Source organism: Xenorhabdus budapestensis (assembly GCF_002632465.1).
GTDB lineage: Bacteria > Pseudomonadota > Gammaproteobacteria > Enterobacterales > Enterobacteriaceae > Xenorhabdus > Xenorhabdus budapestensis.
This window is the reverse complement of record NZ_NIBS01000002.1, coordinates 150,411-174,410: the sequence shown is the minus strand read 5'-3', so window position 1 is coordinate 174,410 and position 24,000 is coordinate 150,411. Positions and strand designations below refer to the sequence as shown.

Here is a 24,000-nt window from a genome sequence, read left to right as displayed (position 1 = left end):
AGTCACATAGTTATCTATGCTCCTGGGGATTGGCTTCCTTGCCTCCGCGACAAAACTGGAAATTTATTGGGTATAGTCGCTGTTATATCTGATGTTGTTCGAATGTTTCCAATAATGTTTGGATGAACGATGAACGTGTTGCCCTTTCGGTTAAATCAGTCATAAATTTTAATTTAGAAGGCCCATCCAGCCGGTAAATGTTGGGCTGAGTTTGTAATAAGTCGATGAGGTAATTGGGGTCCACTTTGTTGTTTTGGCTAAATTCAATAAAGCCACCTTTTTCATGGGATTCTATACGCCTAATTCCCAATTCTTGGGCTGTCAGGCGGATAGAAGCAGATTGTAATAACTGTCGGCCCGGATCAGGTAATGTACCGAATCGGTCAATTAATTCAACCTTCAATTCTGCCAGCTCATCGTCATTTTGAGCACTTGCAATACGTTTATAGAAAGAAAGGCGCATATTCACATCAGGAATATAATCATCGGGCAAAAGTACCGGCATGCGCAGTTCTACTTCGGTTTGGTTCGTGGCGAGATCTTCAAGTGATGGCTCTCGTCCATTTTTGAGTGCATCAACTGCACTTTCCAGTAACTCCATATAGAGAGTGAAACCGATACTCGCCATTTGACCACTTTGGTCTTCGCCCAGAAGTTCACCGGCTCCCCTGATTTCCAGATCATGAGTTGCCAGCGCAAATCCAGCCCCCAGATCTTCAAGAGAGGCAATTGCTTCCAGTCGTTTTTGGGCGTCTGTGGTCATCGCTTTTGGATGAGGAGTCAATAAATAAGCATAAGCCTGGTGGTGAGAGCGGCCAACACGTCCCCGCAATTGATGTAATTGAGCCAGACCAAAATGGTCTGCCCGTTCAATAATAATGGTATTGGCGGTAGGAATATCAATACCTGTTTCAATAATCGTAGTGCATATCAGCACATTAAAACGCTGATGATGAAAATCTGCCATGACTCGTTCCAGATCACGTTCGCGCATTTGCCCATGGCCGACAACGACTCTGGCTTCAGGAACTAACTCTTCCAATCGATTTTTTGCTTTCTCAATATTCTCAACGTCGTTATAAAGATAGTAAACCTGACCACCACGTAAAATTTCACGCAGGATAGATTCTCGGACCACTAAGCTATCATATTCACGCACAAAAGTTTTCACTGCCAGACGACGCGCTGGTGGTGTGGCAATAATTGATAAATCGCGCATACCACTCATTGCCATATTGAGCGTTCGGGGAATGGGGGTTGCTGTCATGGTCAGAACATCAACATTTGCACGGATAGCTTTAATGCGCTCTTTGTGACGAACACCAAACCGATGCTCTTCATCAACAACTAATAATCCCAGATCTTTCCAACGGAGATCATTCTGTAACAGTTTATGAGTGCCGATGATAATATCGACTTTTCCCTCTGCCGCCATATCTATAACTTGTTGCTGTTCTTTAGCACTGCGGAATCGGGACATAACTTCAATATGTACAGGCCAATTCGCAAAACGATCGCGGAAATTGTCATAATGCTGTTGAGCCAGTAGGGTAGTCGGAACTAAAACGGCGACTTGTTTATTATTATTGATAGCGGTAAAAGCAGCGCGCATTGCCACTTCTGTCTTACCGAAACCAACGTCACCACATACCAGCCTGTCCATGGCGATGGGCTGACACATATCACTCAATACGGCATTGATGGTTTGTTCTTGATCCGGTGTTGTATCGAACGGGAAACTCTGACAGAACAGTTGATACTGCTCCCGATCGTGCTTAAACGCAAAACCAGGTTTAATGGCACGCCGTGCATATACATCCAGTAATTTAGCCGCGACATCACGGACTTTTTCTGCTGCTTTCTGGCGCGCTTTATTCCAGGCATCACCACCAAGTTTGTGCAGAGGCGCATTTTCCTCTGCGCCTCCAGCGTAACGACTGATTAAGTGTAGGGAGGAGACGGGGACATACAATTTGTCCTCTCCGGCGTAGGTCAGGATCAGGTATTCAGCCTTAATTCCGCCTGCTTCTAGTGTCGTTAGCCCTTGGTAGCGTCCAACACCATGTTCAAGGTGTACAACGGGTTGACCATGACGCAATTCTGCGAGGTTACGGATCAAGGTATCAGTGTTGATTGTGCGTCGGTTATCCTGACGGCGACGACTCACACGCTCACCAAGCATGTCGCTTTCACAGATCAGGGCTAGTTTTTTCTCTTCATCAATGAAGCCTTGTTCTGCTGCACCGATCATTAAAAAACAGCCCGGCTCCTTAGCATCCGTCAACTGTTGTATTTTGATTGGATGAATTTTGATCCGCGATAGTAATTCGGTTAAAGACTCCCGGCGTCCTTCACTTTCCACTGAAAAAATGATCTTACCGCTAAACTGTTCTATAAAACGGCGTCCTTTATCCAAAGGGGCTTTTTGATGCGCAGCAACGGATACATCGGGTAAAGGCTGGTAAGTGAGATTGATACTCCCGGCCTTTTGTGGCAGTTCTTCGTTTCTGATTTGGAGGCGGGGCCAGTTTTTCAATTCAGCGAATAGTTTATCGACAGGAAGCCAAATGCGTTCAGGTGGCAGTAATGGCCGCATTGGGTCAACTTTACGGCTCTCAAAACGTTGTTCTGTGTCCTGCCAAAAATGTTCGGCTGTTGCTATTAGGTCTTGTGTAATAAGCAAGGTGTTTTCTGGCAAGTAATCAAAGAGTGTGGATAAAGGCTGCTCAAAGAACAATGGTTGCCAGTATTCAATACCTGCCGGTAGCGTTTTTTTACTGACTTGCTGATAAATATGTTCAGCATCACGGCGAACTTCAAACTGCTCACGCCATTGGCTGCGAAATAATTCGATAGCTTCTTTATCTGTTGGGAATTCATGGGCAGGCAGTAAACTGATTTTTTCCACTTCCGCGAGTGTACGTTGGCTGTCCACGTCAAAAGTACGCAGGCTATCGATTTCATCATCAAAAAAATCGATACGGTAAGGGTGTTCACTCCCCATAGGGAAGAGGTCAAACAGAGCGCCGCGTGTAGCAAATTCACCATGCTCAAGCACTTGATCCACACTGCGATAACCGGCTTGCTCCAGATCGGCACGTAATTTGTCACGGGAAAGTCGTTGCCCTTTACTCATGATCAAAGCATGCCCTCTGAGGTATTCATGCGGGCAAACCCGTTGCATCAATGTATTAACAGGCAAGATAAGAACGCCTTTCATCATGAAAGGTAATTGATACAGCGTAGATAAACGGGTTGAAATGATTTCTTGATGGGGCGAAAAACTATCGTAAGGCAATGTTTCCCAATCTGACAGCATGTTTATTGGAGCGTGGGTGAATTGTGGAATTTCATCACGCAACCGTAAGGCATTCTGCATATCTTTTGTTACTAGCAGAACAGGCCCTGGGTGACGTTCAATGATCTCGGCGCATTCGATGGCGCAAGCAGCGCCGATCAGGTGGCCTAATTGGCGGATATCACCGCGACGTTCAGGAAGTTGATAACGATATTTTGCGGACATAAGCGTTTAATGTGTTCTCTAAGATTCAGTCCATTCCCAACACATTTTAACCCAGTAGCCTTTACAATAAATACGCTGGCAGGTTGAGAGGCAGGTTGAGAGAAAGTGAAAAACACAGAACCGAAGTATGAATGGCTCCATGAAGGTACAACTACTCTTTATTATCACCGAACACTTTGCTTTGGCAACAGGGGAATAACAGATTTAATGTTTGTATTGAGGCGATATATTAATTCACTGAATGTGGGAATTTTGTTACCAAAGGTAATATTTTTTCAGAAAATTAAAATAATTAAGGTGATCGATGGTTGATAATTAACTGATAAGAAATTTGAGCCGGAAAGGAAAGCCACGATTTTTATCTTCAACCTGGAAGGGTGATAAGCAAATCTCAGTTAAACGATGATAATATGTAATCAGTAAACTATGTGGATTGAGTTTTGTACAGAATATGTGTGTAAAAAATACATATGTAAAAATAAATACGCAAAATATAGAGATAAGATATGATTTTTCCTATTAATCTATTGTTTTTAAATAACTCCCTTTGATACGGCGGATTCCATGTTTCAGTCTGTCTCATTATTTATCGGATTGCGCTATATGCGCGGACGAGCGGTCGATAAGTTTGGCCGCTTTGTTTCTTGGTTATCAGCCATTGGCATCACATTGGGAGTGGCTGCATTGATTATTGTGTTATCAGTGATGAACGGTTTTGAACGTTCATTGGAAGCCAGTATTCTGGGTTTTATGCCTCAGGTGATCATTACTTCAGAAAAAGGTTCTATTAATCCTGTTGAACATCCTGATAGCCAGCTTTCAGGGTTAATAGGTGTTACCCGTATCGAGCCGATTGTTCAGGGGGATGTTGTACTGCAAAGTGCCAGTAATGTAGGTGTCGGAGTCATGTTGGGCATTACGCCAGGTGAATATACCCCATTAGCAGAATATATGGTCAATGTTGATCCGAGCCAATTACAGCCAGGTCGCTATTTCGTGATCTTAGGGGAAAAATTGGCGGCAAGATTGGGAGTCAAACGGGGTGATCAAATTCGTGTTATTGTGCCGAGTGCCAGTCAACTTACCCCAATGGGGAGGATCCCCAGTCAACGTTTATTTACGGTAGCCGGAACATTCTTTGCTAACAGCGAAGTTGATGACACGGAAATGTTGGTTAATCAGCAAGATGCAGCACGTCTTTTACGTTATCCCATTAATAATATTACAGGCTGGCGTTTGTTCCTCAATGAGCCATTGAAAGTGGATGAATTGAGTCAACAGCCACTGCCAAAAGATTTAATCTGGAAAGATTGGCGTGAACGCAAAGGGGAGTTTTTTCAGGCTGTGCGAATGGAAAAAAATATGATGGGATTATTGCTTAGCCTGATCATTGCGGTAGCTGCTTTCAATATTATTACTTCCCTCTCTTTGTTGGTGATGGAAAAGCAGGGAGAGATTGCTATTTTGCAGACACAAGGGCTGAACCGTCGTCAGATAATGACTATTTTTATGATCCAGGGAGCAGGGGCGGGCATCATTGGTGCTTTATTGGGAACGGGATTGGGAATACTGCTTTCCAGTCAGTTAAATAATTTAATGCCGATTATAGGCCTGCTGACTGAAGGTATGCAGTTACCTGTCGCTATTGAACCTGTTCAAGTGGTGATAATCGCCATTATTGCCATGCTGATCTCATTGTTATCAACTTTATACCCTTCCTGGCGCGCGGCTGCCATTCAACCTGCTGAGGCTTTACGTTATGAGTAACCAACCTTTATTGTTATGTCATCATTTGTGCAAAAAATATCAGGAAGGGCAGGTTTCTACAGAGGTATTAAAAAATGTCACTTTCTCTATGCAACAAGGAGAAATGATGGCGATTGTCGGAAGCTCTGGCTCTGGCAAAAGTACTCTGTTGCACTTACTTGGCGGATTGGATTCACCGACTGCTGGTGAAGTTCTTTTCAAAGGAAAATCTCTTAATAAGATGTCTGCTTCCGGACGAGCGGAATTACGTAACAGTGAAATCGGTTTTATTTATCAATTTCACCATTTGCTACCTGATTTCAATGCACTAGAAAATGTCGCTATGCCATTACTTATCGGAGGTAAAAAACGTCAGGCTCAACAAAAGGCTCTGGATATGCTGGCGGCAGTTGGATTGGAAAATCGGGCACACCATCGACCTTCTGAATTATCAGGAGGAGAGCGTCAAAGAGTTGCCATTGCCCGTGCGTTAGTCAATGAGCCGTCATTAGTACTGGCAGATGAACCGACAGGCAACCTTGATCAACGTAATGCTGATAGTATCTTTGAGCTTTTGAAAGAACTGAATCAACGGCAAGGTACGGCATTTTTGGTAGTAACTCATGATCTGAAATTGGCTGATCGATTGGCTCGTCAGGTAGAAATGCGCGATGGATATTTACAGGATGAATTAACCCTAATGGGGGAAATGTAATGGCAAATCTGCCTTTTGCATTGTTTACTGCATTACGCTTTAGCCGAGGTCGTCGTCGTGCGGGAGTGGTTTCTCTCATCTCAATCATTTCGACAATGGGGATTATGCTTGGTGTTGCGGTATTGATTATCGGTTTGAGCGCCATGAATGGTTTTGAACGTGAATTGAAAAACCGGGTACTTTCTGTTGTACCACATGGGCAAATTTTTGCAGTGGAACAACCTTTTCAGCATTGGGAACACGCACTTGAACAAGTAAAACGAACGCCGGGTATTGTAGGAGCGTCACCTTATATCGAATTGACCGGGTTGATGGAGCGAGGTGATAAACTCCATGCTGTTCAAGTACGTGGTGTAGATCCTGCCACTGAGTCCGATGTCAGTGCTCTACCTCAGTTTATTCGCCATGGGTCATGGGAGACATTTCAGGCGGGGAAACATCAGGTGATATTAGGACAAGGAGTGGCAAATTCACTAAATGTGAAGAAAGGTGATTGGCTGACAGTCATGATACCTAATAGCGATCCGAGTCTGAAATTATTACAACCTAAACGGATCCGTTTACAGGTTGCTGAAATTTTTCAGTTGAGTGGTTTGCTGGATCACCGTTTGGCTTTGGTTCCATTATCTGATGCACAACAATATTTGGATTATGGTGATGCTGTTACTGGCATTGCCATCAAAGCTGACAATGTTTTTGCCGCAGATCAGCGAGTTTTGGACGCAGGTAAAGCAACAGGAAGATATGTCTATATCAGTACATGGATTAAAGATTACGGTTATATGTACAACGATATCCAGATGATACGTGGAATCATGTATCTGGCTATGATTCTGGTGATTGGGGTGGCTTGTTTTAATATCGTTTCAACGCTGATTATGGCTGTCAAAGATAAAAGCAGTGATATCGCTATCCTGCGTACATTGGGTGCCAAAGATGGGCATATCAGGGCGATCTTTTTGTGGTATGGATTACTGACTGGCATGGTTGGTAGTATCATTGGCGCTATTGCCGGAATTTTCACATCGCTTAATTTGACGGCTATCATTAAATGGGTGGAGAAACTGTTCGGGCATCAATTCCTTTCCGGGGATATCTATTTTATTGATTTTCTGCCGTCAGAGTTACATATCATGGATGTTTTCTATGTGCTGTTAACAGCTCTGATATTGAGCTTATTGGCCAGTTGGTATCCAGCTCGTCGGGCCAGTAAACTTGATCCAGCGCGGATTTTGAGTGGTCAATAATATTCCATAGTATTAACTATTACCTAAGCGCGCTATCTTACGGAGTTAACTGGGCAGAAAAGACAACTTAAACATGTCCCGATAGGAATAGTTTAAGGAAATGGTCATATGCGTGTCATTCATCGGCTCAGTAAATTCTGCAAGATTAGACGACTGAGGCGTCAGCGATTTCATAGGCAAATTTTTTACAGGGATATTCGCTTGGCAAATAAAATAAAAAATCCCCATGTGGTGATACTGACCGGGGCGGGCATTTCCGCTGAGTCAGGGATCAGAACTTTTCGCTCTTCCGATGGCTTATGGGAAGAGCACCGTGTTGAAGATATTGCTACACCTGAAGGGTTTAAGCGTGATCCTGGGTTAGTTCAGGAATTTTACAATGCACGTCGGGAGCAGCTACAACAGCCGGAAATCCAGCCCAATGCTGCGCATTACGCTTTGGCAAGGCTCGAACAAGAACTCGGTGATAACTTTCTGTTAGTGACACAAAATATCGACAACCTGCACGAACAAGCGGGAAGTCAGCGTATTATTCATATGCATGGTGAACTTCTGAAAGTCCGTTGTTGTCAATCTGGGCAGGTTATTGAGTGGACACCGAAACTGTCTATGGAAGATCGCTGTCATTGTTGTCAATTTCCCTCGTTACTGCGTCCCCATGTTGTGTGGTTCGGGGAAATGCCACTAGGGATGGAACAAATTTATTCTGCTTTGGCTAAGGCAGATATTTTTATTGCTATCGGTACTTCTGGTCACGTTTATCCCGCGGCGGGTTTTGTGCATGAAGCGAAGTTATCTGGCGCTCATACAGTTGAGCTGAATTTGGAGCCTAGTCAGGTTGAAAGTATGTTTGATGAAAAACATTATGGTAATGCCAGCCAAATAGTCACTCAATATATTCAATCACTACTCCAGCGGATGGCTTGATATTTTCTCAGTTACACATCTTAGCTACATTCACCAGCCATATTCCCCCAGCCACATTGTTAGCTATGTGACTGGGACTACTTTTTCACCGGTACTGCTTTAATAAAACTTAAAATTCAATTTGGTCATTGTTCAGTTAATCATCAAAGTACCAGTACCCGCTATTAACTAAGGTGGTGAGCAAGCTGATAAAGCATACATCATCAATGGCATCGCCCAGAATATCAGCATTGACGCTATCATATTGGCAAAGCGCATCAGCTGCTTGCAAATGAGGTGTATCCATCAGTTCGCCATTAACGAAACACTTATCACCGACACGCAGAGCACGTAATCCGCTCAAACGAGTCAGTCTTTCACCCTGTTTGAGTAATTCATAGATTTCGTCACTTTCATAGGGTGGCTCTGGCGGAGCAATATCCAATTCATGACGTGACTGAGAGATAAACTCCCCAAACCAGTTTTGGAATGTTTCAGGTTGCTCCAGTAGATCCCGCATCATGGCACGCAAGGTGGTTAGTTCATTTTCCTGAATTAGTGCAGGATTATCACGGAATGTCAGTTCGGGATCACTATAACGATGGCTTCCTAACTCATGCGCCAGAATATAGTCGGCAAAACCACTAAATAATTCACGGGCATTCGGTGCGCGGAAGCCTACAGAATAATTTAGTGAATCTTCAATTGAATAACCTTCGTGTGGATAACCAGGTGGAATATAAAGGATATCTCCCGGCAGCATTTCTTCATCAATAATGGCTTCAAACGGTTCAACTTGTAATAAGTCGGGATGAGGACAATGCTGTTTCATCGGGATCTTGTCACCAACACGCCAGCGTCTGCGACCTTGCCCTTGGATGATAAATACATCATATTGATCAAGATGAGGGCCGACACCACCGCCCGGAACGGAGAAAGAAACCATCAAGTCATCCATCCGCCAGTCAGAAAGTACACGGAATGGTTTCATCAGTGCAGAGGAGGGGTGATGCCAATGATTAACGGCTTGTACGAGTAGTGACCAATTTTTATCGCCCAGATGGTCATAGCTTTCAAATGGCCCATGAGAAACTTCCCAGCGACTGTTCTTCTGGCTGACTAAACGGCTATCGATTTCGTTCTCCATTGCCAATCCAGCCAATTCATCGGGAGAAAGTGGGTCGGTAAATTGCTGGAAACCCTGTTTGATCAGCAGTGGTCGTTTTTGCCAATGGTTCTGCAAAAACGCCTGCCAGTCCAGATTCAGCTGATAATTCATGGTGATATCCTGAGTGACAAGAAAATTTCTGGCTATTATAACGGATAGTCAATGGAGTTATCAGATTTGGATGAAATATTTCGAGCCTGCTCCCATTAAACATTAGTTGTTAATGAGCGCTGTCAAGGCGTGTTGGTCGTTATCCGTTGGTTTCGGAAGGTTACACTCACTCTGGCACCTCCCAGATGGCTATTGCCAATGCTAATATCACCATCATATTGTTCCACAATTTCTGAGGCGATCGATAACCCCAATCCTTGTCCCGGACGTAATGTATCTGCTCTTAGTCCACGTTCGAAAACGATACTGCGTTTATCGGGAGGAACACCTGGCCCATCATCATCAATAATAATGGTAATGAAATTTTCACCTGTCAGAGCAGTCACTTCAACAAACTCCAGACAATATTTACAGGCATTCTCCAAAATATTTCCAATGACTTCCAAAAAATCATTTTTTTCACCTAACCAAGTCAGTTCAGGGGAAATATCTAAAGTGATGTTGACCCCTTTGTGTTGATAGACTTTTGTCAATGCATTGATAAGGCTATCGAGTAAAGTTGGAACTGAAAAAACTTTTTTTAGAATGAGATTGTGATCGTTGTATATATTGGCCCGATGTAAATAATAACCAATTTGTTGGGAAATTCGGTCAATTTGTTCAAGCATGACTGGCTCAGCTTGTTCAATGGTCATCTGTTCACTTGAGCGAAGGGAACGGAGTGTGGATTGCAGCACCGCCAGAGGTGTTTTCAGGCTATGTGTCAAATCAGATAAGGTTGTTCGATACTTTATATAACGCTGGCGCTCATTGTCCAATAATGCATTCAAGTTTTTAATCAAACCTTTTAATTCGGATGGAGGGTTTTCGTCTAATTCTTCACGTTCACCTTTTTCCAAAGAACTTATTTGAACAATTAACGATTTAATCGGACGTAAGCTCCAGTCAGCCGCAAGCCAGATCAATGGGGCAACTAAAATCAGATTGGCAATCAATACATAACCGAACCATTCCCAGATTTTTTCTGACGGCAGTAGACTCTGCGGAATGGTATTGATAACAGCAATGGTCATTGCAGGAAGAGTATCAGTTGCCGGATAAATATTGATGGCAACAGAAAAAGTTAACAGCTCTTGCTCACCTATGTTATCACTATTGGTAATAACCTTGTTGTTAGTGCCGCTCTTGTTGTTGATATCGGTCTTCTTATTGGCGTCAGTATGGTTATTTGTTGTGTGTTTATTATCTGATTCAGAATATAGCTTAGAATTTATATCTGTATAATAAGCCTCTAATTCATATAGGCCATTTTTTTTCAGCCAGCTAGAGGGGATTTTTTTTTCAAGTTCTGGTGCGTAATGCTGACGCCAGAGGATTTTATTTTTATCGTCATAAATCAGGGTTAATGAGCGATTACCTGTGTGGAAATTTTCTGGGAAAATAATATCCAACTTATTTTCTTTCCATCTGGCAAGGGAATAAAATAGATTACTCTGGTTATTGAGTATAGCGTAAGTATCGTTATCAAAACGCATTAAATACCCGACAATGGCGACAATCCCATATGGCAAAGTCAATGCGAGAATAATAACTGTTGTCACCATGAGAAATCGTGTTCTCAGAGAGGCATGCTTGCTCGGTAATTTAAACATTACGCTATTTCACATCAAAGCGGTAACCTTGGCCACGGACAGTAACAATAACTTCATCCGGCCATTCGTTCAGTATTTTTTTTCTTAAGCGCCCCATTAATACATCAATTGTATGGCTTTCACGCAATTCAGCGTCAGGATACAACTGCCTCATCAATAATTCCTTACTGACAACTTTACCATTATTACGCATCAAGGTTTCAATAATTGTATATTCGAAGGCGGTCAATTTTATCTTTTTACCATTAACAGAAAACTCCTTACGTGAGAGATCGATTAGAAACGGTGGTAATTCGGCAACTTGAGATGCTAATCCGCTATTACGACGCATCAGGGCTTGTATACGTGCATTAATTTCCTCTAGTTGGAAAGGCTTGGTAACGTAATCATCTGCCCCGGCATTCAGCACAGTCACTTTTTCTTGCCAGCTTTCACGGGCAGTGAGAATGAGAATAGGGATATTAATATGATCGCTACGCCAGCGCTTAATTAAACTCAAACCATCTTCTCCTGGTAAACCTAGATCAATGATTGCGACATCAGGATGATTTTCTTTCAGGTAATAATCTGCCTCCTTTGTATCTTCGGCAGCATCAACCTGATGACCAATATCCCGGAGCTGTACTTTTAGGTGATGGCGAAGTAACGCATTATCTTCAACTATTAATATTCGCATAATGATTCCTTATGCTAACTAGTAAAATTTATCAAATAAATCTTAAATAGCCAGATAGTCAAATTAATCAGTGGATTTAAATAGATTATAGATATACTGTTATGATTAAACCAAGTATAGTAACTATTCAGTCTATTGTTGGTATGTTAATGAATGAATTGTCAAAAACAATAAGTTGATTCAATAATAGCTTATAACTTTACAACTTATTTATATTTCATATAAGATTTGACTATTTTGCAATACGTGAACGGGAATTTTCCCGTTCACGATTATATAAATAAAAGAGCTTTATTTTAATTTATTGACCAGTAATTCAGCATAGCCGATATAATTTGCAGGGGTCATAGATTTAAGACGAATTTTTTCTTCTTCAGGAAGTTCAAGGTTATCAATAAAACTTTTCATTCCCTCAGCATCAACACGTTTACCACGTGTTAGTTCTTTTAATTTTTCATAAGGCTTCTCAATACCATAACGACGCATGACAGTCTGAATCGGCTCTGCCAGGACTTCCCAGTTCTGATCCAGTTCATCCAATAGACGCTGCTCGTTGACTTCCAACTTATTCAGACCCTTCATGGTAGATTGATATGCGATTAATGTATATCCCAAACCAACTCCCAGATTACGTAACACCGTGGAATCAGTTAGATCACGTTGCCAGCGGGAAACTGGGAGCTTGCTGGCAAGATGACCAAATACGGCATTTGCTAACCCCAGATTTCCTTCCGAATTTTCAAAATCGATTGGATTGACTTTGTGTGGCATGGTGGAGGAGCCAATTTCGCCAGCAACTGTTTTTTGCTTGAAATGGTTAAGGGCAATATAGCCCCAGATATCGCGATCAAAATCAATCAGGATGGTATTGAAACGCGCGATACAATCAAACAGTTCGGCAATGTAATCATGTGGTTCGATCTGAGTAGTATATGGATTCCATTGAATACCCAGAGAAGTTACGAATGATTCACTAAACTGGAGCCAATTAACCTCAGGATAGGCTGACAGATGGGCATTATAGTTGCCAACAGCGCCGTTGATTTTACCCAGAATTTCAATTTGACTGAGTTGGCGGAACTGACGTTCCATGCGGTAAGCTACATTCGCAAATTCTTTACCAACAGTGGAAGGTGTCGCAGGTTGCCCGTGTGTACGTGACAACAAAGGTAATTCACGGTAATCATGAGCCATGTGCTTAATAGTATCGATCAACTGACGCCATTGTGGCAGCAATACTTCCTCACGGGCAGTTTTGAGCATCAATGCATATGACAAGTTATTGATATCTTCTGAGGTGCAGGCAAAGTGAATAAATTCAGCAACCTGATGTAAAGCAGGAATGTGAGCTACTTTTTCTTTCAGAAAGTATTCAACGGCTTTAACATCATGGTTAGTGGTACGTTCAATTTCCTTGATGCGTAATGCGTCCTGTTCATTAAAATTGACAATGATTTCATCAAGGTAAGCGTTTGCGTTTGCATCAAAAGCAGGGACTTCTGCGATTTCTGTTGTGGCAGCTAGTTTTTGTAGCCAACGTACTTCAACCTGCACGCGGAATTTCAGTAAGCCGAACTCACTAAAAATAGCGCGCAGTGCGCTAACTTTATCGCCGTAACGGCCATCAATAGGAGAAACAGCGGTCAGTGAGGATAATTCCATTAGTAGAAACTCCCGGATCTTATTTAACGATTTATTTAACAACGAGCAAGAATGTCTTTTGCCTGTCGGATCAGGCGCTGACGTGAAAACATAAATTGCAGACGGCTTCCGCCTACTTGTTGCCATAATACGGCGCTACGAATACCAGCCAGTAATGCAGCACGGACTTTTGCCTGAACTAACGTATTGCGCAAGACATCAGGAGAACCCATCACCTGAATACGTGGCCCCAATGGGCTGATAACATCGATATAAATGCCCGCGAGAGCATTGAGCATTCCTTCGGACATAGGCTCAAAGTATGCCTGTTGGCGTTCCAGCTGAGAGATACGCTTAGCCAGTTCATTGGTTGCTGATGAATTTTTGCTTAGGCGACGTTCCAGTGCCATTATGCTCAAAACGTAGCGGGTAAGTTCAGCTGAAACTCCGCTGTTTGTGCCATTGAGCATTCCCATAACAGCATCAAGGCCAACGCTCAGATTGCGCATTTCATTGCCAAAGACATCCAATGTGGAGGTCGGACTCATGTTCAGGATACTGTTGAGTGTTATTTCAAAGGCACTGGCATCACATTGCCCTTCGTGAGCCAGTTGCTGTACCAGACGAGCTGACTGGCAGATACCTGCCAGAGCTAATGTAATGTCGTAATAATTTTTGGCCACGATTACTCCTGTATACGTTGTTCGATCACACCACCGCCGAGACAAATGTCTCCCTGATAAAACACTGCTGATTGGCCGGGGGTGACTGCGGCAACGGGGCTATCAAAATGAACCTCAATTTTATCTTCACTCAAAGGAATGACGGTACAAGGGATATCCTGCTGACGATAGCGTGTTTTTACCACACAGCGGATTTCTGTTTTTAATGGCTGGCGATCAACCCAATGAAGTTGTTGTGCAATTAAGCCGACAGACATCAGGCGGGGATGCTCATGCCCCTGAGCGACAATCAGCGTATTATTTTCAACATTTTTATCAACAACGTACCAGGGGTCTTCATTGCCATCTTTAGTTCCTCCGATACCTAACCCTTTGCGCTGACCAAGTGTATGGTACATCAGGCCGGTATGTTGCCCGATAGTTTGTCCATCAACGGTAACAATCGGACCAGGTTGGGCTGGCAGATAACGCCCTAGAAAATCACGGAACTTACGTTCACCAATAAAACAGATACCTGTGGAATCTTTTTTCTTCGCTGTGATTAGCCCGATTTCTTCGGCAATACGGCGAACTTCAGGTTTTTCAAGTTCCCCGACTGGAAATAAACTTTTTGCAACCTGCTGGTGACTCAGGGTATATAAGAAATAGCTTTGATCTTTATTGCCATCAAGGCCACGAAGTAATTGGCTGACACCAGCCACATCCCGACGGCGGACGTAATGACCAGTTGCAATGTAATCAGCACCTAAGTCTTCTGCGGCAAATTCTAAAAATGCCTTGAACTTAATCTCTTTGTTGCAGAGAATATCTGGGTTTGGAGTTCTGCCTGCTTTGTATTCGGCAAGAAAATGTTCAAATACATTATCCCAATACTCGGCTGCAAAATTGATGGTGTGTAGTTCAATGCCCAGTTTATCACACACTGCCTGAGCATCGTTAAGGTCAGCGGCGGCTGAGCAATATTCTTCATCGTCATCTTCTTCCCAGTTTTTCATAAACAGGCCAGCTACCTGATAACCCTGCTGTTGCAGTAGGTAAGCGGAAACGGATGAATCAACACCACCGGACATCCCGACGATGACTTTTTTCTGGCTGTTATCTGACATGGATATATCTCACTGCGGAAAAAAATAAACGTAATACTGTAACACGTTGGCAGGTAAGGTGCACCAAACGTCTTTACGCTCTTGTGATTTGCTTTCCATTTAATAAGAAACTATTTGGCAAAAGGTGGCCCATAGCTACCCAATATTGTTAATTGATAAGCCTTATTTTCTAAATAACTCCGCACACTTTCAGCAACCAGCGGTGAACGTAGTTGTGAACTATTGATGATTTCTTCTGCGCTGAGCCAATGACAGCAATGAATATCACTATCTAGGGGAGCCGTATTCACGGTTTTTTCCAGTTCAACCAGAAACAGAAAACGGATAAAAGGTGTTCCATCAGGAGCGACCCATTGATGTAATTTCAGTAATGCCTGTGGCTTGGCACGAATACCGGTTTCTTCCCATAATTCGCGTTCAGCAGCTTCCAGTAATGTTTCATCAGCTTCAAGATGACCGGCAGGCTGATTCCAGAGAGGTTTGCCATTGATAAGCTCTTCAACAACTAAGAATTGATTTTTTGCATGTACTATGCAGGCAACAGTAATATGTGGACTAAACAAAATCAATTTTCCTCCATTCTCCAGGGGACAGATCCCCTAACTGTAGTGAACCCATACTGAAACGAATAAGACGTAATGTTGGAAAACCTATATGAGCTGTCATTCTACGTACCTGGCGATTACGACCTTCAAAAAGCGTAATTTTCAGCCAGCTCACTGGAATGTTTTTCCTTTCCCGAATTGGCGGTGTTCGTTCCCAAAGCCAGACGGGTTCCTCTATTAATTCCGCTCCGGCAGGGAGTGTTGAACCATCTTTCAGAATAATACCGTTACGCAGCTTGTTAAGTGCGGCTTCATCGGGTATTCCTTCTACTTGAACATAATAAACTTTGGCAGTTTTTCTCTTGGGCTGCGTTAAATTAGCCTGTAATTTTCCATCATTAGTTAAAACCAACAACCCTTCACTATCACGATCCAGACGACCTGCTGCATAAACGTCATTAAAAGGAATAAAATTTTTTAACGTTGTTCTTCCCGTCTCGTCTGTGAATTGGGGGAGAACATCATAAGGTTTATTAAATATCAACACCTGGCGGGGACCAGTAATGTTTTTTGAGGGAGCGCTATTTTTTCTTTGACTGAATCGATTAAGTTTGCGTTTTTTAATAGAGAAATTTGTCATGATAATTTATTGCTCAAAATGAGGGGGAAATATTATACCTGAAATCTGTGCCCATTGGCGTTTGCAGAATATTCAAGTAATATTGACACGTCCCTTACAAAAAATTAACAAGGCATTGCGCTTACTTGAAAGGAGAGGTTAATGGAAAGCAAAGTAGTTGTTCCGGCGGAAGGTGAAAAAATTACTATTGATACCAAAGGTAAATTAAATGTTCCGAATAACCCGGTAATCCCTTATATCGAAGGGGATGGTATTGGTGTTGATGTAACGCCGGTTATGCTGAAAGTTGTTGATGCTGCGGTTCAGAAAGCGTATAGCGGTGAGCGCAAAATTTCTTGGATGGAAATCTATACAGGAGAAAAATCTACACATGTTTACGGTAAAGATGTTTGGTTACCGGATGAAACACTGGATCTGATCCGTGAATATCGTGTTGCAATCAAAGGCCCTCTGACAACTCCGGTTGGTGGCGGCATCCGTTCTCTGAATGTTGCATTGCGTCAACAGTTAGATTTGTACGTCTGCCTGCGCCCGGTTCGTTACTATCAAGGTACGCCAAGCCCTGTTAAGCAACCTGAATTAACTGACATGGTTATTTTCCGTGAGAATGCGGAAGATATTTATGCTGGTATTGAATGGAAAGCGGGATCTGCGGAAGCTGATAAAGTCATCAAATTCTTGCAGAATGAAATGAGTGTTTCCAAAATCCGCTTCCCTCAGCAGTGTGGTATTGGTGTGAAACCATGCTCAGAAGAAGGCACTAAACGTTTGGTGCGTTCTGCGATCGAATATGCGATTGATAATGACCGTGAATCAGTGACTTTGGTTCATAAAGGCAACATCATGAAATTTACTGAAGGTGCCTTTAAGGATTGGGGTTATGAATTAGCGCGTACTGAATTTGGTGGTGAACTGCTGGATGGTGGCCCGTGGGTGAAGATCAAGAACCCTAAAAGCGGTAAGGATATTATTATCAAGGACGTAATTGCAGACGCATTCCTGCAACAGATCCTGCTGCGTCCTGCTGAGTATGACGTTATTGCTTGTATGAACCTAAATGGTGACTACATTTCTGATGCGCTGGCGGCACAAGTAGGCGGTATAGGTATTGCTCCTGGTGCAAACATTGGTGATGAGTGTGCTCTGTTCGAAGCAACACACGGCACAGCACCTAAATATGCAGGTCAGGATAAAGTAAACCCAGGCTCAGTCATCCTTTCTGCTGAGATGATGCTGCGTCATATGGGATGGTTCGAAGCTGCTGATTTAATCGTTAAAGGAATGGAGGGTGCGATTGCCGCCAAGACTGTGACTTACGACTTCGAACGCCTGATGGAAGATGCTAGGCTGCTGAAATGTAGCGAATTCGGTGATGCTATTATTTCTCATATGTAATTGATTACTTAATAAAATAGATAACGGGGGCTTAATAGTTCCCGTTTTTTATTACTACCTGAACTCCCCGCCTACAGGACGTGGTTTTCAGGTAGTAATAAATTAATTATGAAATGTATGGAAATATGACTTGACCTCAAGCTAACTTGAGGTTTTAGAATGTGCACATTCGTTAACGAAAATAAGTAGAGAATATATTTTAATTTATTGGTGAGTTATTTATTTATATATAATTTCAAAATAAAAATGATCATCAGGTTGAAAATAAAATATATAAATATTTTAAGTCAAGTCATAAGGAGAATGTAATGATCCCAGAATTAGCGGTATTAAGAGTTGCCAGGCCTACTGATAATCTTAAAGTTATTACTGATATGTATGTTAATGGTTTAGGCTGTAAATTATTAGGTGAATTTCAGGGACATAATGATTTTGATGGTTCAATAATTGGACACGAAAAACATAACTATCATTTAGAGTTTACTCATCATCATGGAACTACTGTTGGGTGCGCACCAACAAAAGATAATCTGCTGGTTTTTTATTTAAGTGAAAATAGTGTTTGGGAGCAATGTTGTCAACGCATGATAGACGCAGGTTTTAAGGAAGTACCATCGTACAATAATTATTGGGATGTAGTTGGAAAAACTTTTGAAGATATAGATGGCTATAGGGTTGTTCTTCAAAACAGTGAATGGACTGCCTAAGAATTTTCTTTCACTAATGTAATTATTATTAAATTCACCGTTTAATTTACTTCATCCCCGATTGATATTCCAAAAGTAAATACTCAAAGAGCGACGAATTCTCGTCGCTCCAGAACTAATTACCGGGAATGTTGAGATAAGGCATGTTTTGTTTGGATCTTACAGTTTTCGACGGATTTAACGAGTGATTCGTCAAAGTGGCGGCTACTTGGAAATGTTTGCTTATTCTTTCTGACGCCAATAACTGTTTGTTTGATTGATGCAACGAATTCATCTTTACTGGAATGAATTTCTTTAAGGTTTAATCCCTTTTTGTGTAGTAGATTAAGGCTTTTCTGGGCTATCACATCTGGTGAATCATTAGTTTTGAATGCCTCGACAGAAGCTTTGCCAAATAAATCACAATAAGTTTCTGCGATCTTATCTACATTTACCTGTGTGGCATAAGAGAAGAATGAGAATGGGATCAAAAAAAGTGGTAATAAAAGATGTTTCATAAATTCCCCTTTATCAACTATACCGTGATAGTAGTGATAACATTAACAATAGTACATTATCTATCGTTTGCCTTACATCTTTATGGTGAAAGTGCGTATTGATTCGAACATGATCAGCGTTTCTGCTTTGTACATTGTTCTTTCTTACAATGGGTGCGAAGTAATTTGATGAGATCATTTTTGCTATCAGTATTGATGCGAGTGAGTAATTTGACATTTTTATCAGTAATCTTGAGTGCATCAACTTCAAGATAGTTTCCTGAACCTGCGGTGAGCTTGGAGACGATTAGCTCTTTGGCTCCATCATCATCAATGTCTGCAAACATCACTCTTGGTTTACCATTATCTTCGAATAGCGAACCATCACGGGAAAAAATTGCGCCAGTACTAAAATCTGTCAGCTTCTGATCTTTGAAAACGGCAATGGAATAACTACCAATTGATGCACTTTCTAAGTCACCGACTGAAATAACCGCAAATTTTTTATCAGGTAAATTAATCAACGTCCCATCTTTCGCAAAGGTAGTATGTGATAAAAATAGAGTGAGCAGAGTTGAGAGCACGGAAAATTTTATTCTCTTATCTATAAGCATAGACAATACCTCATTGATTCGTGTTTTGCTTCAACGTTTAGATAGCAGAAGTTGAGAGTAGAAATTTATATCGTAGCATGGATTTCAAAAGCCGATAGTGTTGATGAAGAAAAGAGAAATCATGCTGAAGAAATAGAGGCAGGGGGATAGATGCTTAATATTAATTATTATTTTTACTTATGTTTTATTGGGTTTTAAAAGATGTGTTTATTAGCATAAACTGGCGAAAAATATTTCATAATATAGGTGGATTTTATTATAATTAATAAAATTTATTCTAGTGAAGATAGACTGTTATTTTATAAATGATTACCTGAATATTATACTTTGATTATTTTAAATTTGAAAATAGACTGAGTTAACGGGAGTAGAAACTCCCGTCTTATTAATTTCGACATATATCAAACTCTATGTACTATTTTTTTCAATTTTTTCTACAATTTTGTTGTATTCTTTCCAGATAACGGATAATGGTGAATTTAGGCAGCAAATAGATATAGAACCGCCTGTTGCTGGATGATACTCATATTTCGATTTCCCTCTATATACCCGTTTTGGAAGTATGTTGTCCGCTGGATTTTTTCTTTTTCTTTCTAACATCAATCATAACCTCACTAGCAGATTATCTGATGGCCAGATAGTGGAATATTAATATCTTACTAACCTGTTATTTTTGTTTCCAATGTAAAAATAACAACTGAAAATCTTAATATGTAATGGTGGCTTTTTCCAATTATCACAGCATTAAAATTTAATAATCTCATTTGAAGAAAAATATTGCTATATGTTTTCGTAAATTCAAGAGATTTCAACATTAAATTTTGTAATTATTTTAGTTTTTTTAATGAATGTTGTTATAAATACGCAGGTAGAATGGAAGTATAGAATGAGTGAGGAATAAACAGCTAACTTTGCGGTGGGATGGGAGTAACAAGCATCAACAAGAATGTATTATTACGGGAGTCTTGTATTGCATTACGTTTTAAAAGTTTTGCCTTTGTTTGTAATTTGTTATCTTTTTGTATACATAATGTTTCTTATTATGTGGTTATTAAATGTATTTGAGAGTAATGTAATAGGTAGTTTATCAATCGGGAATTGTGATTAAGAGGCTTAAAATTGGGCTCCGGGAACTAATGTAACTTAATGTAAATATTCATAAATGCTGAAGTAAATGTAAAAAATTCATTAAAAGTTACCCATTGAAATAGATATTGTGTTACATTCTTTCCGTTTTACTGGCTAGTATCTCTGTGTTTCATGCACAGAATTGTGTTACTTGTTAATTATAAAGAATATTACGCACAATAAATTCTCTATGGATACTACATTATGGTCAGCTAATGTTTGCTAACGACTAAGGGGAAAATATCTTGATGGATCTGATTAACAGCATTCTTTGGGACTACGTATTAATATACCTGCTTTTGGGGGTTGGTCTTTACTTCACACTACGTTCTGGCTTCATACAGCTTCGTCATTTTGGTCACATGTTTTCAGTTCTGAAACATAGTAATAAATCAGATAGTTCAGGCATCTCATCTTTTCAGGCTTTGTGTACCAGCCTTGCGGCACGTGTAGGAACAGGTAATCTTGCTGGGGTTGCAATTGCAATAACTGCTGGTGGCCCGGGGGCTATTTTTTGGATGTGGGTTGTTGCATTTATTGGTATGGCAACTTCTTTTGTGGAAAGCACGCTTGCCCAGTTGTACAAGACGAAAGACGATCAAGGAAATTATCGTGGTGGCCCGGCCTATTATATGGAGAAAGGGTTGAAACAGCGATGGATGGGAATATTGTTTTCTATTTTCCTTATTATCGCGTTTGGTCTTGTATTCAATGCTGTTCAGGCAAATTCAATTGCGGAAGCGGCTTCCTTTGCCTTCGATATCAAACCATTGTATGTCGGTATTGTCTTAGTCATTATTAGTGGCATGATTATTTTCGGCGGATTGCGTTCAATCGCACGAGTTGCTGAATTAGTTGTGCCATTTATGGCGGGGGCTTATTTAATATTGGCATTTTGGGTTGTTGGTCACAATATTGAACGTATTCCTGATGTATTTGCATTAATTATTAAGAGTGCCTTTGGTCTTCAGGAAGCGATAGCAGGAACATTGGGTTATGGTGTTTCCCAAGCTATGCTTCAAGGGGTTCAAAGGGGGCTGTTCTCGAATGAAGCGGGAATGGGTTCTGCACCAAATGCAGCGGCTTCTGCTTCTCCATATCCGCCACATCCTGCTTCTCAGGGATATGTGCAGATGTTGGGGGTATTTATGGATACGATTGTTATCTGTAGTGCTACAGCAATCATTATCCTTTCTTCAGGTATCCTTAATGAAAATGTCACGTCTATCAGTGGAATTGAATTGACTCAACGCGCATTATCATCTGCAGTTGGGCATTGGGGAACAACATTCGTTGCCATTGCTATTTTCTTCTTTGCCTTTACATCTATTATTGCTAACTACGCTTATGCTGAAAGTAACATGATATTCCTGGAGCGTAACCACACTGCAGGTTTGTTCATTTTACGTCTGGCTGCATTAGGTATGGTGATGTTTGGTACAATGGCAGATGTGCCATTGGTTTGGAATATGGCGAACATATCCATGGCTTGTATGGCTATTGTGAACCTGGTTGCTATTCTCTTGTTATCAGGCATTGCGATGAAATTGGCGAAGGATTATAACCAGCAAAGGAGAGCGGGTCAGTTGCCAACCTTCGATATCAATATGTATCCGGAAATTCAAAAGCAAGTTGAAGAAGGTATCTGGAATAACGACTCAGTTCAGAATAACCAGAAGCAAGTTGAGATTAAGGCAGATATTCATTAGTCAGTGTTGCTTACAATAACGAAGATAGTGGATATCGTAAAAGCAGTAATTTATAAAATTAAGAAATAAATGTATTAGCCGGATATTCTGTATTCAATCGATATCCGGCTTTTATTTTTATTGTAACTTCATCTACTATGTAGCACATCCTCCAATTTTTTCGGTTATTATTGTTTTAATATGATGAGAAAAGTCTTAATAGGTGTATTCCTTACACTATTGATTGGTTGCAGTTATCAAACTCCATTAGAAGAAAGAAATAATTATCTTATTGATCATTCTTATTCGTATTCAACCAAGCAGAACCTTGAAGCGGTCAAATTTCTTGTGTTGCACTATACAGCACTGAATGATCGAAACTCTCTACGAGTTTTGACAAATGGTAATGTTAGTGTTCAATATCTGATCCCATCTCAGCCTAAATATAAGAATAATGAACCGATTATCTTTCAATTATCCTCTGAGAAAGAAAAAGCCTGGCATGCAGGTAGAAGTGAGTGGAGAGGATATAAGAATTTAAATAGCTATTCTATTGGCATAGAAATTGTTAATTGTGGCTTTAAGCAATATTTTATTAAAAAAGAGTGGTGCGTCTATCACTCATCACAAATTGATGCCTTGATCCGGTTGGCAAAAGATATCATTCGCAGGCATAAAATCGAGGCAGTGAATGTGGTTGGTCATTCTGATATCGCACCACTTCGGAAAGAAGATCCCGGTCTTGTTTTTCCGTGGCGAGAGCTTTATGAGCAAGGTATTGGTGCCTGGCCTAATCTTACTACAGTAAATAGATATTTAGCCAACAGGCTGCCAGATACTCTGGTTCCTGTTATTGGAATACAAAAGGCCTTGGCTGCTTACGGCTATTCCATTCCCCAGACAGGCTTTCTGGATGATGATACTCGAAAGACAATTCAGGTGTTTCAGATGCATTTTCGTCCGTCAGATATTCGGGGTAATCCTGATGCAGAAACTGAAGCAATAGCTTTGGCATTAGTCGAAAAGTACAAATGAAAAGATAATGAATGTAGTAAGCAGTACCGTGCTGTCTTACGACTAAGAGAGATTAGGGCAGGTGAGGTTGCGGCCTGATGTCAATATCTGGCCGCGGAATAGGATGCTTTATGATTGGCAATTGTAAGTCAGATGCAGAGGCAGTTTAACTTCGAGTTCTATATCTGCACTTTGACGAAAATCGTAAGGTGTAATGCCATATTCTTTACGGAACATATAAGTAAAGTGAGATTGAGAGCCGAAGCCAAAATCCAGGGCGATATCAAAAATGGGTAGGGAACTGTTCTTTAGAAGGTGCACAGCACCCGCTAATCGACGTTGGCGTATATATTTACCAAGCGAGATCCCGGTAACTTCCTTGAATATTTTCTGCATGTGCCAAAGCGAATAGCCAGAATAAGCAGCAAGTTCTTCGAGATGGATGACTCTCCCAAGGTGATTTTCTATCCATTTACTTAGTGCGCATACAAGTGCTAAGTGATTATCCTGTGGCATTACAATTATAAATTGGTTGAAGGTGAGAGGAAGTATACACAACTTCTTTTCAAGATTTTAGTTTTATGCTTAATAGATAATAGTACGCCTAATTTTATGCTTA

The 24,000-nt window shown here is 41.1% G+C and carries 21 protein-coding genes; 8 read left to right on the top strand and 13 right to left on the bottom strand.

What is annotated here, in order from left to right:
- Positions 1-82 precede the first annotated feature (82 nt).
- Positions 83-3,523 (bottom strand): transcription-repair coupling factor, encoded by a 3,441-nt coding sequence (mfd, locus tag Xbud_RS03480; protein ID WP_099134763.1) that lies wholly within the window; start codon positions 3,521-3,523, stop codon positions 83-85.
- Positions 3,524-4,087: 564 nt separating this feature from the next.
- Here mfd and lolC point away from each other — a divergent pair.
- The 4 genes from lolC (at position 4,088) to cobB (ending at position 8,158) form a co-directional block, all read left to right on the top strand.
- Positions 4,088-5,290: a lipoprotein-releasing ABC transporter permease subunit LolC gene (lolC, locus tag Xbud_RS03475; RefSeq protein WP_099134762.1), complete on the top strand. Its 1,203-nt coding sequence runs from the start codon at positions 4,088-4,090 to the stop codon at positions 5,288-5,290.
- Entirely contained in the window at positions 5,283-5,984 is a 702-nt protein-coding gene (gene lolD, locus Xbud_RS03470) for a lipoprotein-releasing ABC transporter ATP-binding protein LolD (RefSeq protein WP_099134761.1), read from the top strand. Before lolC ends, lolD begins: the two co-directional genes overlap by 8 nt.
- On the top strand, positions 5,984-7,231 hold the full coding sequence (lolE, locus tag Xbud_RS03465; RefSeq protein WP_099134760.1) for a lipoprotein-releasing ABC transporter permease subunit LolE: 1,248 nt from the start codon (positions 5,984-5,986) through the stop codon (positions 7,229-7,231). The genes lolD and lolE overlap by 1 nt, the downstream gene beginning before the upstream one ends.
- Positions 7,232-7,339: 108 nt before the next feature.
- Entirely contained in the window at positions 7,340-8,158 is an 819-nt protein-coding gene (gene cobB, locus Xbud_RS03460) for a Sir2 family NAD+-dependent deacetylase (protein ID WP_099134759.1), read from the top strand.
- 136 nt (positions 8,159-8,294) lie between these two features.
- Here cobB and Xbud_RS03455 read toward each other — a convergent pair whose 3' ends face one another.
- The 8 genes from Xbud_RS03455 to rluE all read right to left on the bottom strand — a co-directional run bounded on the left by Xbud_RS03455 (position 8,295) and on the right by rluE (position 16,359).
- Positions 8,295-9,416, bottom strand: a complete 1,122-nt coding sequence (locus Xbud_RS03455) for a ribosomal protein uL16 3-hydroxylase (RefSeq protein ID WP_099134758.1) — start codon at positions 9,414-9,416, stop codon at positions 8,295-8,297.
- A gap of 122 nt (positions 9,417-9,538) precedes the next feature.
- On the bottom strand, positions 9,539-11,068 hold the full coding sequence (gene phoQ / locus Xbud_RS03450; protein WP_099134757.1) for a two-component system sensor histidine kinase PhoQ: 1,530 nt from the start codon (positions 11,066-11,068) through the stop codon (positions 9,539-9,541).
- Positions 11,069-11,072: 4 nt separating this feature from the next.
- Positions 11,073-11,744 carry a two-component system response regulator PhoP gene (phoP, locus tag Xbud_RS03445; RefSeq protein WP_047679600.1) on the bottom strand — a complete coding sequence of 224 codons (672 nt, stop codon included), beginning with the start codon at positions 11,742-11,744 and terminating at the stop codon, positions 11,073-11,075.
- A gap of 291 nt (positions 11,745-12,035) precedes the next feature.
- Positions 12,036-13,406: an adenylosuccinate lyase gene (purB, locus tag Xbud_RS03440; protein ID WP_099134756.1), complete on the bottom strand. Its 1,371-nt coding sequence runs from the start codon at positions 13,404-13,406 to the stop codon at positions 12,036-12,038.
- 35 nt (positions 13,407-13,441) lie between these two features.
- The gene (gene hflD, locus Xbud_RS03435; protein WP_099134755.1) at positions 13,442-14,068 is read right to left on the bottom strand and encodes a high frequency lysogenization protein HflD; all 627 of its coding nucleotides are present in this window, start codon (positions 14,066-14,068) and stop codon (positions 13,442-13,444) included.
- 2 nt (positions 14,069-14,070) lie between these two features.
- Entirely contained in the window at positions 14,071-15,174 is a 1,104-nt protein-coding gene (mnmA, locus tag Xbud_RS03430) for a tRNA 2-thiouridine(34) synthase MnmA (RefSeq protein WP_099134754.1), read from the bottom strand.
- A 110-nt stretch (positions 15,175-15,284) separates the two neighbouring features.
- The gene (locus Xbud_RS03425; protein WP_099134905.1) at positions 15,285-15,737 is read right to left on the bottom strand and encodes an NUDIX domain-containing protein; all 453 of its coding nucleotides are present in this window, start codon (positions 15,735-15,737) and stop codon (positions 15,285-15,287) included.
- Positions 15,730-16,359, bottom strand: coding sequence for a 23S rRNA pseudouridine(2457) synthase RluE (gene rluE, locus Xbud_RS03420; protein WP_099134753.1), 630 nt, complete (start codon positions 16,357-16,359; stop codon positions 15,730-15,732). The genes Xbud_RS03425 and rluE overlap by 8 nt, the downstream gene beginning before the upstream one ends.
- Positions 16,360-16,500: 141 nt before the next feature.
- Here rluE and icd point away from each other — a divergent pair, with 141 nt between their 5' ends.
- Both icd and Xbud_RS03410 read left to right on the top strand, forming a co-directional pair.
- Positions 16,501-17,754 (top strand): NADP-dependent isocitrate dehydrogenase, encoded by a 1,254-nt coding sequence (gene icd, locus Xbud_RS03415; RefSeq protein ID WP_099134752.1) that lies wholly within the window; start codon positions 16,501-16,503, stop codon positions 17,752-17,754.
- A gap of 308 nt (positions 17,755-18,062) precedes the next feature.
- Positions 18,063-18,461 carry a glyoxalase gene (locus tag Xbud_RS03410; RefSeq protein ID WP_099134751.1) on the top strand — a complete coding sequence of 133 codons (399 nt, stop codon included), beginning with the start codon at positions 18,063-18,065 and terminating at the stop codon, positions 18,459-18,461.
- Between the two features lie 119 nt (positions 18,462-18,580).
- On the opposite strand, the gene Xbud_RS03405 is transcribed toward Xbud_RS03410, so the two are convergent.
- The 3 genes from Xbud_RS03405 to Xbud_RS20100 all read right to left on the bottom strand — a co-directional run bounded on the left by Xbud_RS03405 (position 18,581) and on the right by Xbud_RS20100 (position 20,151).
- Positions 18,581-18,958: a hypothetical protein gene (locus Xbud_RS03405; protein ID WP_099134750.1), complete on the bottom strand. Its 378-nt coding sequence runs from the start codon at positions 18,956-18,958 to the stop codon at positions 18,581-18,583.
- Positions 18,959-19,071: 113 nt separating this feature from the next.
- Positions 19,072-19,551: a PliI family lysozyme inhibitor of I-type lysozyme gene (locus Xbud_RS03400; protein ID WP_099134749.1), complete on the bottom strand. Its 480-nt coding sequence runs from the start codon at positions 19,549-19,551 to the stop codon at positions 19,072-19,074.
- A 408-nt stretch (positions 19,552-19,959) separates the two neighbouring features.
- Positions 19,960-20,151: a hypothetical protein gene (locus tag Xbud_RS20100; RefSeq protein WP_156115326.1), complete on the bottom strand. Its 192-nt coding sequence runs from the start codon at positions 20,149-20,151 to the stop codon at positions 19,960-19,962.
- A 776-nt stretch (positions 20,152-20,927) separates the two neighbouring features.
- On the opposite strand from Xbud_RS20100, the gene Xbud_RS03390 reads away from it, so the two are divergent.
- Both Xbud_RS03390 and Xbud_RS03385 read left to right on the top strand, forming a co-directional pair.
- Positions 20,928-22,388, top strand: coding sequence for an alanine/glycine:cation symporter family protein (locus Xbud_RS03390; RefSeq protein ID WP_099134748.1), 1,461 nt, complete (start codon positions 20,928-20,930; stop codon positions 22,386-22,388).
- A 183-nt stretch (positions 22,389-22,571) separates the two neighbouring features.
- Positions 22,572-23,402: an N-acetylmuramoyl-L-alanine amidase gene (locus Xbud_RS03385; RefSeq protein ID WP_211283488.1), complete on the top strand. Its 831-nt coding sequence runs from the start codon at positions 22,572-22,574 to the stop codon at positions 23,400-23,402.
- A gap of 108 nt (positions 23,403-23,510) precedes the next feature.
- On the opposite strand, the gene Xbud_RS03380 is transcribed toward Xbud_RS03385, so the two are convergent.
- A complete protein-coding gene (locus tag Xbud_RS03380; RefSeq protein ID WP_099134904.1) occupies positions 23,511-23,897 on the bottom strand; it encodes a helix-turn-helix domain-containing protein in 387 nt (128 codons plus the stop codon).
- Between the last annotated feature and the right edge of the window lie 103 nt (positions 23,898-24,000).

Coding starts and splice junctions, on each gene's coding strand:
- mnmA (WP_099134754.1), bottom strand. CDS start 15,174: ATGTCAGATAACAGCCAGAAAAAAGTCATCGTCGGGATGTCCGGTGGT.
- Xbud_RS03455 (WP_099134758.1), bottom strand. CDS start 9,416: ATGAATTATCAGCTGAATCTGGACTGGCAGGCGTTTTTGCAGAACCAT.
- rluE (WP_099134753.1), bottom strand. CDS start 16,359: ATGACAAATTTCTCTATTAAAAAACGCAAACTTAATCGATTCAGTCAA.
- lolE (WP_099134760.1), top strand. CDS start 5,984: ATGGCAAATCTGCCTTTTGCATTGTTTACTGCATTACGCTTTAGCCGA.
- lolD (WP_099134761.1), top strand. CDS start 5,283: ATGAGTAACCAACCTTTATTGTTATGTCATCATTTGTGCAAAAAATAT.
- icd (WP_099134752.1), top strand. CDS start 16,501: ATGGAAAGCAAAGTAGTTGTTCCGGCGGAAGGTGAAAAAATTACTATT.
- cobB (WP_099134759.1), top strand. CDS start 7,340: ATGCGTGTCATTCATCGGCTCAGTAAATTCTGCAAGATTAGACGACTG.
- Xbud_RS03390 (WP_099134748.1), top strand. CDS start 20,928: ATGGATCTGATTAACAGCATTCTTTGGGACTACGTATTAATATACCTG.
- phoP (WP_047679600.1), bottom strand. CDS start 11,744: ATGCGAATATTAATAGTTGAAGATAATGCGTTACTTCGCCATCACCTA.
- lolC (WP_099134762.1), top strand. CDS start 4,088: ATGTTTCAGTCTGTCTCATTATTTATCGGATTGCGCTATATGCGCGGA.
- phoQ (WP_099134757.1), bottom strand. CDS start 11,068: ATGTTTAAATTACCGAGCAAGCATGCCTCTCTGAGAACACGATTTCTC.
- purB (WP_099134756.1), bottom strand. CDS start 13,406: ATGGAATTATCCTCACTGACCGCTGTTTCTCCTATTGATGGCCGTTAC.
- mfd (WP_099134763.1), bottom strand. CDS start 3,523: ATGTCCGCAAAATATCGTTATCAACTTCCTGAACGTCGCGGTGATATC.
- Xbud_RS03380 (WP_099134904.1), bottom strand. CDS start 23,897: ATGCCACAGGATAATCACTTAGCACTTGTATGCGCACTAAGTAAATGG.
- Xbud_RS03385 (WP_211283488.1), top strand. CDS start 22,572: ATGAGAAAAGTCTTAATAGGTGTATTCCTTACACTATTGATTGGTTGC.
- Xbud_RS03410 (WP_099134751.1), top strand. CDS start 18,063: ATGATCCCAGAATTAGCGGTATTAAGAGTTGCCAGGCCTACTGATAAT.
- Xbud_RS20100 (WP_156115326.1), bottom strand. CDS start 20,151: ATGTTAGAAAGAAAAAGAAAAAATCCAGCGGACAACATACTTCCAAAA.
- Xbud_RS03405 (WP_099134750.1), bottom strand. CDS start 18,958: ATGAAACATCTTTTATTACCACTTTTTTTGATCCCATTCTCATTCTTC.
- Xbud_RS03400 (WP_099134749.1), bottom strand. CDS start 19,551: ATGCTTATAGATAAGAGAATAAAATTTTCCGTGCTCTCAACTCTGCTC.